Consider the following 13,557-nt stretch of genomic DNA (forward strand, 5'->3'; position numbering starts at 1 on the left):
GGTCTTGAACGCCACCTCGTCCTCACCGTCCACGTCGGTCACGGTCAGGACACCGGTATCAGTTAATACATCTGGGCTGGCATCTTCAGTCACAGCGCCAATGTCGTCACCCGCGATGATGGCGGCATCATTGACGGGTGTAACAGTTCCGGTAACACCGGCTGTCGAGCTGTTCACACCATCGGTAATGGTGTATTCAAAAGAGATATCACCGTTGAAATTAGGGGCCGGTGTAAAGATCAACTGGCCATTGCTCAGAGTGACGGAACCATTGCTGATCGCTACAGTGCCACCTTCGGCAATGGCCTGGCCATTAATGGCACTAATAGTGAGACGATCACCATCCGCATCCGTGTCATTGCCAAGCACATTGATGGTGACGGTACCGTCCTCTTCCACAGTGAACTGGTCGTCACCAGGCAGGGGCGCAGCATTCACAACGCTGTTGTCGGTCCCCTTGGGTGAGGTATTGCCCACCGGATCGGTCAGAGTCGCATCAACCCTGATGGGACCATTCACCGGCAGATCAGTTGTGGGAATAGTCAGGATCACCTGGGTTTTGCCGATGTCACTGGCAGTCAGAGTAGTAGTGGAGTCAGGTACCCCATCGCCATTCCAATCCACATCGAGGCGATCACCAACTTTGGCATCTCCCGGCAAGCGGATAATGACATTTACCCCATTTTCGCGCTCATTGGCGGAAATGACATTGTCCGCACCATCCTGAATTTCCACTTGCGGAGCGGAAGGGGCAGTGCTGTCAACACTCCCGGAGTCACTTGCATTGCCGGTATTCCCCGCAGGATCGGTGACACTGGCCGTGACGGTATAAGAGCCCTCAGCCAAGGGGGTGACTACATCGACAGTGAAAGTGCCGTTTGGATTGACTGTCGCGGTAAGGGTTTGCTGATTACCATTCGCATCGGTGACCAGCAGGGTCACGATACTGCCAGCCGGAGCATCAGTGGTACCGGTCAGAGTTGGGGTGGTGTCATTGGTGTTATCAGGGGCAGATACGGTGATCACCGGCGGCACAAGGTCGATCAGCTGATTGTCGGTCCCCGGCAAGGCATTGGCGATAACGCCGGTATCGACGGGATTGGTCGTATCAAACCCAGCCTGGGAGATGGTGGCATCACCTACGCGGTCGATGGTGACAAAGCCGCCGTTGCCGCTGGCACCAGCAACACCGCCGACGCCGCCACCGCCAGCGGCAGGTGCGCCACCCGCGGCAGAGGCTTCAAAAGTCTTGGTCGGGTCAGCGCCACCCAAAATGGCTTGTTGCAGTGCATTGATATCGCTCGGAGTGCCGGGTGCACCGTTTTGTGCCAGCTGGGGTGCATCACCCTCTTCGGCCGACTCGCTCGGCTGACCGGCCGGCTGCACATTGAACGACTGGTTGCCGCCCATAAAACTGCCACCATCGGGAGAGACAATCACAGCCCCTTTTGGCAGTACATCCCCTTCAACCAACAGCTTCCGGCTGCCGTCTGCGGCAAGCAGGTAAATTTTTCCTTTGAGTTGGGTTACGGTTACGCCCTGTTCCAAGGTAATGGCATTGGTAATCATGTTCTCTCCTGAATCCTGATTTGCATGCAAAAAGCCACAGCCTACTTTGCACACAGGCAGTGGAAATAACCAGTGAGAAAATTCGAAAGAATAGACTGATTTGGGGCTGAACTGTTCAGCCGGCCAGAAGGGTCGGAGCTAACGGAGGGATATAAAACAAAATCAATTTTATCAATACATTACAGAAATATGGCAGGAGCATGACAAACCATGCACCTGCCATTTCAGAGAGTTATGCGCCAGCCCAGAGGATGATGGCCAGGAGCTGCGGCGAGATGATCCGCAGGAACATCACCAGCGGGTAGACAGTGGCATATGAGAGAGCACTGGCGCCGCTGGTCGGATGCATGGCGTTGGCAAAGGCCAGCGCGGGAGGATCGGTCATGGAGCCGGCCAGCAAACCACACAGGGTGAGGTAGTTCATCTTGCCATAGAGGCGAGCCAGCACCCCGACCACCAGCAACGGAATAAGGGTAATGGCGACGCCGTAGAGCATCCATGAGGGGCCATCGCCGTGGATCAGGGTATCGACGAAGCCGGCACCAGACTTGAATCCCACCACCGCCAGAAACAGCACGATCCCGATCTCCCGCAGCGCCAGGTTGGCACTCGGCGGCATGAACCAGTAGAGCTTGCCGATGCTGCCGATCCGCGACAGGATCAGCGCCACCACCAGCGGCCCGCCCGCCAGGCCGAGCTTGAGCGCGGCCGGGAAGCCCGGCAGATAGAAGGGGATGGAGCCAAGCAGCACGCCAAGACCGATCCCGATAAAGACCGGCAGCATCTGCACCTGCTGCAGCTTTTGCTGCACGTTGCCGACCACATTGGTCACCGCTTCGATGGCATCGAGGCGCCCCACCAGGTTGAGGATGTCACCAAACTGCAGGCTGGTCTGGCTGGTCGGCACCAGCTCGATACCGGCCCGATTGAGGCGGGAGATCACCACGTCATAACGCTGTTTGATGTCGAGATCGCGGATCTTCTTGCCCAATACCTGCTCATTGGTCACCACCACCCGCTCGACGCGCAGGTCGGTGCCACGAGTCGAGAGCGAGGTCTCCACCTCCTCCCCCAGCACCAGCAGCACCTTGTGCAGCGCATGGCGCTCACCCACCAGGTGGAGCAGGTCGCCCAACTCGATGCGCGAATCGGGACGCGGCACCATCAGCTCATCGCCGCGCTTGAGCCGTGAACAGATGACATCGGCTTCGTCGAGACTCGGGATCTCGCTCAGCATCAGGCCATGCATATTGGGGTTGCGCACCGCGATGTTGATGGTCTGCAGGCTCTCCTTGGTCTTGCCGGTTTGCAGCTCGAACTGGGCGGCTTCCTCCTCAACCTTGATGCGAAAGAAGACCCTGATCAGCCACATGGTGAGCAAAATGCCACAGATGCCGAACGGGTAGGCAACCGCATAGCCCATCCCCATCAGACCGGTGGAGCCGGGAGCTGCACCCAGTTCACCCAGGATCTGCTGGCCCGCACCGAGCGAAGGAGTATTGGTGACCGCACCGGAGAAGACCCCGAGGATCACCGGCAGCGGTACATCGAACAGCTGGTGCAGGGCCGCAGCGACCACGCCACCGAGCAGCACCAGCAGGGCCGCAAAGCCGTTGAGCTTGAGGCCGGAGCTGCGCAGAGAAGAGAAGAAGCCGGGACCAACCTGAATGCCGATGGTGTAGACAAACAGGATCAGACCGAACTCTTGAATGAAGTGCAGGGTTTGTTCATCCAGTGCGAGACCGGAGAGGCCGGCAAAGTGCCCGACTATGATACCGCCGAACAGCACTCCTCCTATCCCCAACCCGACGCCATAGACTCGCCAGTTCCCCAGCCAGAGCCCCAGCACTGCCACCAGCGACAACATGCTGATGGAAAGCGCGATATCACTCATTGTGTGCATCCTTTGCGAATTGAACTGTCCCTAGCTTGTCAGCAAACGATGCCGCCAACTGTGTGATAACGCACGAATTTATCCTTTGGTGCGGCAAAAAATACCAATTAAGGGTTAATTAAACGACATAGCCGTAAATGGCCATAAAGTGACAAATGCTGCCCCCCAGCACAAACAGATGCCAGATGGCGTGGTTGTAGGGAATTCGCTTGGCCACGTAGAAGATCACCCCGAGGCTGTAGACCAGTCCGCCCGCCGCGAGCAGCAGCAGCCCTTCACCAGCCAGATGGATATAGAGCTGATAGATAACCACCAGCGACAGCCAGCCCAGCATCAGATAGGTAAACAGCGACAACTTCTTGAAGCGATTGATGAATATCAGCTTGAACACCACCCCGGCCAGCGCCAGCCCCCAGATCACCACCATCAGTCCGCGCGCCAGCGGCGTATCAAGCGCCACCAGCAGGAAGGGGGTATAGGTACCGGCGATCAGCAGATAGATGGCGCAGTGATCAAACACCTTGCACCAGCGTCGCGCCTTGCCCTCCGCCATGCTGTGGTAGAGGGTCGAGGCGAGATAGAGCAGCACCAGACTGCCACCATAGAGGCTGTAGCTCACCAGCGCTTGCGTGCCCTGCCCCCACCCCTTGATGAGCAGCAGCACCAACCCGGCAATACCCAGCAACAATCCCGCACCGTGGCTCAGCCGGTTGGCCAGCTCTTCCCGGGGGGAGTAATCCATCACACCACTCATAACATTCACTCCGTCATCATTGGCGACACTCTACCCAGCGCCATTTCAGAGTACAAGTGTTCGCTTAAAAAATGGGGTGGCTGTCACCCGCCCCCCTTTGGTGTATGCTCTGCCGCCGATGCCCGACAGAAGCGGCATAGACACCTACCCCGGTGACCTGGTCTGGAGAACCTGATGAAGTTGACTGAGCTGTTTGCACAAGCGGATCCCGCCTTTGGCGAGGCGATGAGCACCTTGCTGGAGACCTTCCACCACTCCGACGACAGTCAGGCCCCCTACCAGCGCGACCTGTTCACCCATCAGCTCGACCAGTCCAGCATGCCCGCCAGCGGCTGCTCAACCGAGGCCTATCTCGCCCGGCTGGCTACTCTGGTACCCGGCGCCTCTCACCTCACCTCGCCACGCTACATGGGTCATATGACGGCACCATTGCCGGCCTTCACTGCCGAGCTATCCCGTCTGGTGGTGATGCTCAACCAGAATCCGATGAAGATGGAGTCCTCCCGTCTGCTCAGCTTTCTGGAGCGGGAGGTGCTGGCCAAGCTGCACCGCCTCATCTATGGCATGTACGATGCTTTCTACGGTGAACAAATGCATGCCAAGGATGCAGCCCTCGGCGTCATGACCAGCGGCGGCACCATCGCCAACGTCACCGCCCTCTGGCTGGCCCGCAACCGCGCCTGCGGCGACAACCTGTTCGCCCTCTATGAGCAGGGCTATCGCGGCGCCGTCATTCTCGGCTCCCGGCTGATGCACTACTCCTTCGACAAGGGGATGGATCTGCTGGGACTGGGCGCCCGCAACGTCTGGCGCCTCGAGACCGACGAGCAGAACCGGCTCAGTCTGGCGGCGCTGGAACAGGCGCTGCTCCAGTGCAAAGAGCAAAAATTGAAAGTGCTGGCGCTGGTAGGCGTGGCGGGCAGCACCGACTTTGGCTCCATCGATCCCCTGCCGGAGCTGGCCGCCATCGCCGAGCGCGAGCAGCTCCACTTCCACGTGGATGCCGCCTGGGGTGGCCCGACCCTCTTCTCCCCCCGCTATCAAAACCTGCTAGCCGGGATCGAGCACGCCGATACCGTCACTCTGGATGGCCACAAACAGCTGCTGGTGCCGCTAGGTACCGGCATGCTGCTCTGCCGCCAGCCGGACCTGATGATGGCGGTCAAGCGGGAGGCCCCCTACGCCATCCGAGCCACCTCGTTTGATCAGGGGCGCTTTACGCTGGAGGGCACCCGCCCGGCCAACGCCCTCTATCTGGATGCCGCCTTCCAGCTGTTCGGCCAGCAAGGCTATGCCGACCTCATCGAGGCCAACTACGACCGGGCCCGACTGATGGCCGAGCTCATCACCAGCAATCCGGCCTTCGAGCTGATGTCTGCTCCGGTGATGAATCTGCTCTCCTATCGCTGCATCCCGCCCCATCTGCAGGGTAAGGTGCTGGATGAAGCGGCCAACGAGCAGATCAACGCCTTCAACGTAGCGCTGCAAAAAGCCCAGCGCGCCGAGGGGCACAGCTTCGTCTCCCGTACCCAGCGCGCCGTGGTACGCTACGGTGCCCAACCCCTCACCCTGCTGCGCGCCGTGCTGCTCAACCCCCTGATTGAAGAGCGCCATATCCGCGACCTGCTGGCCGATCAGCAGCGACTGGGGCTCACCATTGCTCGCCAACTGTTTGGCGACAGCGCGGAACCGGCGTAAAAATGAGCGGTCTTATTCATTTGCCGTTGTCCACCGTGCAGGTAGACTGGGCAAAATTTGCAGGCCATCTTTGAGGACTAGGCGTCAGAAATGAAGCAATTTATTGAATTTATTCCACTTATCGTTTTCTTTGCGGTCTACAAGTTCTACGACATCTACATGGCCACTGGCGCCCTGGTGGTGGTCACCGGTCTGCAGCTCGCCTATAGCTGGATCCGCTATCGCAAGGTCGAGAAGATGCAGCTTTTTACCTTCCTGCTGGTCGGCTTCTTTGGCGGTCTCACCGTGTTCTTCCACGATGACACCTTCATCAAGTGGAAAGTGACCGTCATCAACGCCCTGTTTGCGTTGGGTCTGCTCATCAGCCGCTATGGCTTTGGCAAGAACCTGATCAAGCAGATGCTGGCCAAGGAGCTGCAGGCGCCCGAGGCTATCTGGGATCGGGTCAACCTCGGCTGGGCCGGTTTCTTTGCCGTCTGCGGCCTGCTCAATCTCTATGTGGCCTTCAACCTGCCGCAAGAGATGTGGGTCAACTTCAAGGTGTTCGGCCTGCTGGGGATGACGCTGGTCTTTACCCTGCTCAGCGGTGTCTACCTCTACCGCCATATTCCGGCTGATCAAAAAGAACAGCTGAAAAAATAACCCTCATCAGAAAAGGATTGTCTCATGTGGTATCTCATCTACTCCGAAGATGTTCAGGGCAGCCTGCCGCTGCGCAAGCAGGTTCGCCCCGCCCATCTGGCTCGCCTGCAAGCCCTGCAGGATGAGGGTCGGCTGCTGACAGCCGGCCCCAACCCGGCCATCGATGCCGAGGATCCGGCCGATGCCGGCTTTACCGGCAGCACTGTCATCGCCGAATTTGCCTCGCAAGCGGATGCCCAGGCCTGGGCCGATGCCGATCCCTATGTGGCAGCTGGCGTCTATGCCAAAGTCACCATCAAGCCGTTCAAGAAGGTCTTTTAAAACTGCGTCAAACACAAAGAGGCCGGAGTGGGTATGCAACCCGCTCCGGCCTCTTTTTATTGGGCGATGCTCAGCGTACTGGCAAGGTCACGCCCTGGCGACAAACCAGGGGTTAAGGATGTCGGGCTTGTTGTAGCGCAGCGGTGAACCATCGAGTTGAGTGACGCTGCCACCCGCCCCCTCCAGCACAGCCTGTGCAGCGCCAGTATCCCACTCGCAGGTGGGGGCGAGGCGCGGATAGAGCTCGGCGTCCCCCTCGGCGATGATGCAGAACTTCAGCGAACTGCCCATGGAGACCAGCTCGATTTCACCAAAGGGAGCCAAGAAATCGAGGGTCTCCTGCGACAGGTGGTTACGACTGCCTACCACCCGCCACGCTTCTCCTTCAGGATGGGGCCGAGTCTGGATGGGCTCGCGCTTGCCATCGACGACGCGCCAGGCGCCTACGCCTTTGCCGCCATACCAGAGCTTGTCCAGCACAGGGGCATAGACCAGCCCCCAGCGCGGCGCCCCCTCTTCAATCAGCGCAATATTGACGGTGAACTCACCGTTGCAGGAGACAAACTCCTTGGTGCCATCGAGGGGATCCACCAGCCAGTAGCGGGACCAGCCGTGGCGCGCCGCCATCACCTCGGGCCCCGACTCCTCGGACAATACAGGGATGTCGGGAGTCAGCCGTGCCAACGCCTGAACGATCACCTCATGAGCCCCCTTGTCGGCCGCGGTCAGCGGACTCTCGTCGCTCTTGTACTCCACCGCGAAGGGCTGGCTGTAGATGGCCATGATGGCCGCCCCCGCCGCTCGGGCGACAGGTTCAAGTTCGGTGATATCGGGGTGGTACATAACAGGCTCGATCAGTGAGTGAGAAACCAAGTCTATCGCGTTTGTCATCAACCGCTTATAGCTGATTGCACTGGATTATATTGCCCCTGCTTCTCCTGCCCCTTGCTGCCATCGGCCGGTACCAGCAGCACTTCGATACCGGCATTGCGCAGGCCGGAAAGGATATCGGCAGGCACGGCATCGTCGGTGATCAGGGTGTGAATACGCAGGGTATCGATGATCTTGTGCAGGCTGCGCCGGCCAAACTTGCTGGAGTCGGTGACCACCACAATCCGCTCGGCCACCTGACACATGCAGCGGTTGAGGCGTGCTTCGTCCTCATGATGGGTGCTGACGCCGCGCTCCAGATCGATGCCATCCACCCCGAGAAACAGCATGTCAAAGTGGTAGTTTTGCAGGGACAGCTCCGCTTGTGCACCGTAGAAGGAGAGTGACTTGCGGCGCAGATGTCCGCCCGTCATCAGCAGCGCCACCCCTTCTGCTTCGAGCAGCTCATTCGCCACATTCATACCGTTGGTCATCACCAGGATCTCCTGATGTCCCTTCAGATGACGCGCCACCTCCAGTGTTGTCGTCCCCGAATCGAGGATAAGGCGACAACCTGAGGGCACCAGGGTCGCCGCCAGCGCGCCGATCCGCTGTTTCACGGGAGTATTGAGCACACTCTTGTCGGCAATGGTGCGCTCCGGCACCGTCTGGCCCGGTTCACACAGCAGGGCGCCGCCGTAAGCGCGCACGGCCACCCCCTGCTTCTCCAGAAAGGCCAGATCGTTGCGGATGGTCACGGTAGAGACCTGATAATGAGTCGCCAACTCGTTGACCTGAACGCTGCCATTGCTGCGCAGCTGCTGAATAATCCGCTCCCGCCGCTCGCTGGTTCCGAGCGCACCTTTTTCGCTTGTTTGCATAGTTCTTCTGCCGGAATGCTGTAGTGAAAGATCGCTTTCACTTCGTTACGTTTGCATATTAACGCTCAGCGAAGGTGCCAAATCAAGCCTTCATTACGCTTTACCACCACTCTCATCATCTTTCCCCATTATTCAAATCCTTTCGATACCTTTCTTTTTGTGATCCCTTTCAAGATCTGACGACTCTTTTGTTTCGTTTTCTTTTCCTCCCCACTACCGTAAAGAAAAGAAATCGAAAGAACATTTCCATACGCAGCAACCAAGGGACATCAAAATGAAATCCATGCTGGCACTGGTCGAAAGGCATAAACAGGGAGAACAGACCGGGATCTACGCCGTCTGCTCCGCTCACCCGCTGGTGCTGGAGGCCGCGCTAAGGCTGGCCGCCGAAGGGGATGAGCTGCTGCTGGTCGAGGCCACCTCCAATCAGGTGGATCAGTTTGGCGGCTATACCGGCATGACCCCCGCCGACTTTCGCGATCGTCTCTACGAGCTGGCGGCACAGTGTCACTTTCCGGCGCAGCGCCTCATTCTGGGGGGCGACCATCTGGGCCCCAACCGCTGGCAGGGGGAACCGGCCGGGCAGGCCATGGCCCATGCCGGGGATCTCATCGCCAGCTATGTCGCCGCCGGGTTCAAGAAGATCCACCTCGACTGCAGCATGTCCTGTCAGGGCGATCCCGTTCCCCTGACCGACGAGCTGGTCGCTGAAAGGGCGGCACGGCTGGCGCAGATCGCCGAGCAAACCTGTCTGGCCACTTTTGGCGAGAGCGATCTGGTCTATGTGATTGGCACCGAGGTGCCGGTGCCGGGCGGTGCCCATGAAGATCTTGCCGAGCTGGCGGTCACCACGCCGGAGGCGGCACGCCACACCCTCGAGGCCCATCAAGAGGCCTTCAACAAGGCGGGGCTGGCCCATATCTGGCCGAGGGTGATCGGTCTGGTGGTGCAACCCGGCGTCGAGTTTGACCATACCCGCGTCATCGATTACCGGCCCGAAAAAGCGGCTCCCCTTAGCCGGATGATCGAAGCCTATCCCCACATGGTGTTCGAGGCCCACTCCACCGATTACCAGACTCCCGAGGCTTACCGCCAGCTGGTACGCGACCACTTTGCCATTCTCAAAGTCGGCCCAGCCCTCACCTTCGCCCTGCGCGAAGCGCTGTTTGCCCTTGCCGCCATCGAGGAGGAACTGGTGGTTGCCAAGGCCTGTTCCGGTCTGCGCAAGGTGATGGAAGAGACCATGCTGGAGCGACCCGACTTCTGGCGCAGCCACTATCAGGGCAGTGCCAACGAGTGCCGGCTGGCCCGTGGCTACAGCTATTCGGATCGCATTCGCTACTACTGGCCCGATAGCCGGGTCGATGAGTGCTACGCCAGATTGCTGGCCAATCTGGCGGCGGAGCCAATCCCGCTCCCCCTGCTGAGCCAGCATCTGCCCCTGCAGTATCGCAAGGTGCGTCAGGGCACGCTCTCGGCCAATCCCCATGACCTCATTCTCGATCAGGTGCAGGAGGTGCTGCGGCACTACGCCAGCGCCTGCACTGCGGCCTCTCGCCGCCATTCCCAGCTCGACCCCGTTGTATAAGGAGTTGCAGACATGATCCTTGGTTATTCAGAAGAGATGTTGCGCAGTGCCAATGGCCTGGCGACTGCCCGTGAAATTCGCCAGCAACCCGCCACCTGGCGCGAGACCCTCACCATGGTCGAGGAGTGCCGTCCAGCATTGACCCGTTTTCTGGCCCCCCTGCTCGCCCGACAAGAGCTGCGCATTATCCTGACCGGGGCTGGCACCTCCGCCTTTGCCGGTCGGGCGCTCGCCCCCTATCTCTCGGCCCACCTGCATGCCCGGGTCGAGGCGATCGCCACCACGGATATCGTCACCGACCCGGCCGAGTATCTGGCCGAAGATTGCCCGACCCTGCTTATCTCCTTTGCCCGCTCCGGCAACAGCCCCGAGAGCGTGGCGGCGGTCGAACTGGCCAGCCAGCTGCTCAGCGACTGCCACCATCTGGTACTGACCTGCAACGGTGAAGGGGCGCTCTATCGCCGCTGCCAGCAAGATGCCCACTCTCTGGCCCTGCTGATGCCGCCCCAGACCAATGATCGCAGCTTCGCCATGACCAGCAGCCTGACCAGCATGATGCTGAGCTGTCTGGCTCTCTTTCTGCCAGAGCGGTTCAACCGCCAGCGCTGCGAGCAGCTGGTCACCACCAGTGACGCCATTCTGGAGCAGGTCGTACAGCGCGTACCGGCCTGGAACGAGCCGTTGCCCGAGCGGGTCATCTATCTTGGCAGCGGCAGTCTGCAAGGGGTGGCGCAGGAGGCAGCACTCAAACTGCTGGAGCTGACCGCCGGCCGTCTGGTCGCCATGTTCGATTCCCCCACCGGTTTTCGCCACGGTCCGAAATCGGTCGTCAACGAACAGACGCTCATCGTGCTGCTCATCTCCAACGACCCTTACACCCGGCAATACGATCTGGATCTGCTGCGCGAGCTGCGAAGCGATGGCAAGGCCGCCCGGGTGGTCGCCATCGCCGACCAGCACCATCCCGCCATCGAGGAGGGGGAGCACATCTACCTGCCCCACACCCTGCATGGCGACGATGCCCAGCTCGCCTTCTGCTACCTGCTCTATGCCCAGTACTACGCCTTCCATACCTCGCTGGGACTGGGGATCAGTCCGGACAATCCCTGCCCCACCGGTCAGGTCAACCGGGTCGTACAGGGGGTCAATATCTACCCGTTCCACCAAGAAGGAGTGCTGTGATGCCCAATATCGTATTGAGCCGGATCGATGAGCGCCTGATCCACGGTCAGGTCGGTGTCCAGTGGGTCGGCTTTGCCGGTGCCAATCTGGTGCTGGTCGCCAACGACGAAGTGGCAGAGGACCCCATCCAGCAGAACCTGATGGAGATGGTGCTGGCCGAAGGCATTGCGGTGCGGTTCTGGCCGCTACAGAAGGTGATCGACAACATCCACAAGGCGGCAGATCGCCAGAAGATCCTGCTGGTCTGCAAAAACCCGACCGATTTCAACACCCTGGTTCAGGGAGGTGTCCCCATCTCCCGGATCAACGTCGGCAACATGCATTACGCCGACGGCAAGCGTCAAATCCACAAGACCGTATCCGTGGACGAACAGGACATCACCGCATTTCGCGCCCTGCGGGACGCCCGTGTCGAGTGCTATGTCCAAGGCGTGCCGACCGAACCGGCACAGGACATTTTCAATTTGCTCTGATTAAGGACAATTGTGATGGAAATCAGTTTGTTACAAGGTCTGCTGCTTGGCATCCTGGCGTTTTTCGCCGGACTCGACCTGTTCAACGGTCTGACCCACTTCCACCGTCCCGTGGTACTGGGGCCGCTGGTTGGCCTCATCCTCGGCGACCTGCCCACCGGTATTCTGGTGGGCGGCACCCTAGAGCTGGTCTGGATGGGGTTGGCCCCGCTGGCGGGGGCGCAACCGCCCAACGTCATTATCGGCACCATAGTCGGCGCCACCTTCGCCATCACCACCGGGGTCAAGCCGGATGTGGCGGTAGGGGTTGCCGTTCCCTTCGCCGTTGCCGTGCAGATGGGGATCACCTTCCTCTTCTCGGTGATGTCGGGGGTGATGTCCCGCTGCGATCGCATGGCCGAAGCGGCTGACGTGCGCGGTATCGAGCGGGTCAACTACCTGGCACTGCTGGCTCTGGGCACTTTCTACTTCCTCTGTGCCTTCCTGCCCACCTACTTCGGGGCCGAACATGCCAAGGCGGCCATCGACGTGCTACCTGCCCGCCTCATCGACGGCCTCGGCGTTGCTGGCGGCATCATGCCCGCCATCGGTTTTGCCGTGCTGCTCAAGATCATGATGAAGAACGTCTATATCCCGTACTTCATCCTCGGTTTCGTTGCCGCCGCCTGGCTCCAGTTGCCGGTACTGGCCATCGCCGCCGCCGCGCTGGCCATGGCCCTGATCGATTTCATGCGCACCACCACCCCGCAAGCTCGTCCTGTTCAGGAGGAAACCGAAGATGGCATCTAACAACACAGCTGCGCGGATCATCTCCAGCGCCGAACCGCACAATACCCGGCCACAATCCGACGACACCTATGAAGATCAGCAGCTTGGCGCCGAGCTGACCAAGCAGGATATCAACCGCTTTGCCTGGCGCTCCCTGCTGCTGCAGGCCTCCTTCAACTATGAACGGATGCAGGCCTCCGGCTGGCTCTATGGATTGCTGCCGGCACTGCAGAAGATCCACACCAATCCGCGGGATCTCTCCCGGGCCATGAAAGGGCACATGGGCTTCTTCAACACCCACCCCTTCCTGGTCACCTTCGTGATGGGGATCGTGCTGGCGATGGAGCGCTCCAAGCAGAACGTCAACAGCATCCAGAGCACCAAGATTGCCGTAGGCGCACCGCTCGGCGGGATTGGCGATGCCATGTTCTGGCTCACCCTGCTCCCCATCTGCGGCGGCATAGGGGCAGATCTGGCGCTGCAAGGTTCCATCATGGGTGCAGTGGTCTTCTTCCTGCTGTTCAACGTGGTCCACTTCGGCCTGCGTTTTGGTCTGGCGCACTACGCCTACCGCATGGGGGTGGCGGCAATTCCGGTCATCAAGGCCAATACCCGCAAGGTGGGCCATGCCGCATCCATCGTCGGTATGACGGTGATCGGCGCGCTGGTCGCCACCTATGTGCGTCTTGGCACCACGCTGGAGATCACTGCCGGTGATGCAGTCGTCAAACTGCAAGCTGACGTGCTCGACAAGCTGATGCCCGCCTTCCTGCCGCTGCTCTACACCCTGGCGATGTACGCCCTGATCCGCAAAGGCTGGAGCCCGCTGCGCCTTATCGTCATCACGGTGGTACTCGGTATCGTCGGCAAGTTCGCCGGTTTCCTCTAATCCGGAGCCGGCAGCAAGCCGGCCCCCT

General features: G+C 60.0%; 13 protein-coding genes. 8 read left to right on the plus strand and 5 right to left on the minus strand.

Annotated elements, in window-relative coordinates; all coding sequences use genetic code 11:
- From AACR93_RS22460 to trhA, 3 genes are all read right to left on the minus strand, one after another.
- On the minus strand, positions 1-1,569 hold a 1,569-nt coding region (locus tag AACR93_RS22460), incomplete at its 3' end, for a retention module-containing protein (protein ID WP_043849839.1).
- A 232-nt stretch (positions 1,570-1,801) separates the two neighbouring features.
- The gene (locus AACR93_RS22465) at positions 1,802-3,463 is read right to left on the minus strand and encodes a putative transporter (RefSeq protein WP_043849840.1); all 1,662 of its coding nucleotides are present in this window, start codon (positions 3,461-3,463) and stop codon (positions 1,802-1,804) included.
- Between the two features lie 118 nt (positions 3,464-3,581).
- The gene (gene trhA, locus AACR93_RS22470; protein WP_033112811.1) at positions 3,582-4,217 is read right to left on the minus strand and encodes a PAQR family membrane homeostasis protein TrhA; all 636 of its coding nucleotides are present in this window, start codon (positions 4,215-4,217) and stop codon (positions 3,582-3,584) included.
- Between the two features lie 174 nt (positions 4,218-4,391).
- Between trhA and AACR93_RS22475 the strand changes: the two genes are divergently transcribed.
- The 3 genes from AACR93_RS22475 (at position 4,392) to AACR93_RS22485 (ending at position 6,878) form a co-directional block, all read left to right on the plus strand.
- On the plus strand, positions 4,392-5,915 hold the full coding sequence (locus tag AACR93_RS22475; protein ID WP_043849841.1) for an aminotransferase class V-fold PLP-dependent enzyme: 1,524 nt from the start codon (positions 4,392-4,394) through the stop codon (positions 5,913-5,915).
- 90 nt (positions 5,916-6,005) lie between these two features.
- The gene (locus AACR93_RS22480; RefSeq protein ID WP_043849842.1) at positions 6,006-6,557 is read left to right on the plus strand and encodes a septation protein A; all 552 of its coding nucleotides are present in this window, start codon (positions 6,006-6,008) and stop codon (positions 6,555-6,557) included.
- A gap of 24 nt (positions 6,558-6,581) precedes the next feature.
- A complete protein-coding gene (locus tag AACR93_RS22485; RefSeq protein WP_033112808.1) occupies positions 6,582-6,878 on the plus strand; it encodes a YciI family protein in 297 nt (98 codons plus the stop codon).
- 87 nt (positions 6,879-6,965) lie between these two features.
- On the opposite strand, the gene cysQ is transcribed toward AACR93_RS22485, so the two are convergent.
- Both cysQ and AACR93_RS22495 read right to left on the minus strand, forming a co-directional pair.
- Positions 6,966-7,721 (minus strand): 3'(2'),5'-bisphosphate nucleotidase CysQ, encoded by a 756-nt coding sequence (gene cysQ / locus AACR93_RS22490; RefSeq protein WP_043849843.1) that lies wholly within the window; start codon positions 7,719-7,721, stop codon positions 6,966-6,968.
- 47 nt (positions 7,722-7,768) lie between these two features.
- Positions 7,769-8,629, minus strand: coding sequence for a DeoR family transcriptional regulator (locus AACR93_RS22495; RefSeq protein ID WP_043849844.1), 861 nt, complete (start codon positions 8,627-8,629; stop codon positions 7,769-7,771).
- A 274-nt stretch (positions 8,630-8,903) separates the two neighbouring features.
- Here AACR93_RS22495 and kbaZ point away from each other — a divergent pair, with 274 nt between their 5' ends.
- From kbaZ to agaE, 5 genes are read left to right on the plus strand one after another with little or no spacing between them, the layout of a single operon-like run.
- On the plus strand, positions 8,904-10,217 hold the full coding sequence (gene kbaZ, locus AACR93_RS22500) for a tagatose-bisphosphate aldolase subunit KbaZ (RefSeq protein WP_043849845.1): 1,314 nt from the start codon (positions 8,904-8,906) through the stop codon (positions 10,215-10,217).
- Positions 10,218-10,229: 12 nt separating this feature from the next.
- The gene (locus tag AACR93_RS22505; RefSeq protein ID WP_043849846.1) at positions 10,230-11,399 is read left to right on the plus strand and encodes an SIS domain-containing protein; all 1,170 of its coding nucleotides are present in this window, start codon (positions 10,230-10,232) and stop codon (positions 11,397-11,399) included.
- Positions 11,399-11,872 carry a PTS N-acetylgalactosamine transporter subunit IIB gene (gene agaV, locus AACR93_RS22510; RefSeq protein WP_005335358.1) on the plus strand — a complete coding sequence of 158 codons (474 nt, stop codon included), beginning with the start codon at positions 11,399-11,401 and terminating at the stop codon, positions 11,870-11,872. The genes AACR93_RS22505 and agaV overlap by 1 nt, the downstream gene beginning before the upstream one ends.
- A 15-nt stretch (positions 11,873-11,887) precedes the next feature.
- On the plus strand, positions 11,888-12,661 hold the full coding sequence (gene agaW, locus AACR93_RS22515) for a PTS N-acetylgalactosamine transporter subunit IIC (protein WP_005354369.1): 774 nt from the start codon (positions 11,888-11,890) through the stop codon (positions 12,659-12,661).
- The gene (gene agaE, locus AACR93_RS22520) at positions 12,651-13,529 is read left to right on the plus strand and encodes a PTS N-acetylgalactosamine transporter subunit IID (protein ID WP_005354370.1); all 879 of its coding nucleotides are present in this window, start codon (positions 12,651-12,653) and stop codon (positions 13,527-13,529) included. Before agaW ends, agaE begins: the two co-directional genes overlap by 11 nt.
- Positions 13,530-13,557 lie beyond the last annotated feature (28 nt).

This window comes from Aeromonas sp. L_1B5_3, assembly GCF_963866575.1.
GTDB lineage: Bacteria > Pseudomonadota > Gammaproteobacteria > Enterobacterales > Aeromonadaceae > Aeromonas > Aeromonas jandaei.

Bases quoted from the DNA above. Each gene is read 5' to 3' on its own strand.
- AACR93_RS22465 (WP_043849840.1), bottom strand. From the start codon at position 3,463: ATGAGTGATATCGCGCTTTCCATCAGCATGTTGTCGCTGGTGGCAGTG.
- trhA (WP_033112811.1), bottom strand. From the start codon at position 4,217: ATGAGTGGTGTGATGGATTACTCCCCCCGGGAAGAGCTGGCCAACCGG.
- cysQ (WP_043849843.1), bottom strand. From the start codon at position 7,721: ATGTACCACCCCGATATCACCGAACTTGAACCTGTCGCCCGAGCGGCG.
- kbaZ (WP_043849845.1), top strand. From the start codon at position 8,904: ATGAAATCCATGCTGGCACTGGTCGAAAGGCATAAACAGGGAGAACAG.
- AACR93_RS22495 (WP_043849844.1), bottom strand. From the start codon at position 8,629: ATGCAAACAAGCGAAAAAGGTGCGCTCGGAACCAGCGAGCGGCGGGAG.
- agaV (WP_005335358.1), top strand. From the start codon at position 11,399: ATGCCCAATATCGTATTGAGCCGGATCGATGAGCGCCTGATCCACGGT.
- agaE (WP_005354370.1), top strand. From the start codon at position 12,651: ATGGCATCTAACAACACAGCTGCGCGGATCATCTCCAGCGCCGAACCG.
- AACR93_RS22480 (WP_043849842.1), top strand. From the start codon at position 6,006: ATGAAGCAATTTATTGAATTTATTCCACTTATCGTTTTCTTTGCGGTC.
- AACR93_RS22475 (WP_043849841.1), top strand. From the start codon at position 4,392: ATGAAGTTGACTGAGCTGTTTGCACAAGCGGATCCCGCCTTTGGCGAG.
- AACR93_RS22505 (WP_043849846.1), top strand. From the start codon at position 10,230: ATGATCCTTGGTTATTCAGAAGAGATGTTGCGCAGTGCCAATGGCCTG.
- AACR93_RS22485 (WP_033112808.1), top strand. From the start codon at position 6,582: ATGTGGTATCTCATCTACTCCGAAGATGTTCAGGGCAGCCTGCCGCTG.
- agaW (WP_005354369.1), top strand. From the start codon at position 11,888: ATGGAAATCAGTTTGTTACAAGGTCTGCTGCTTGGCATCCTGGCGTTT.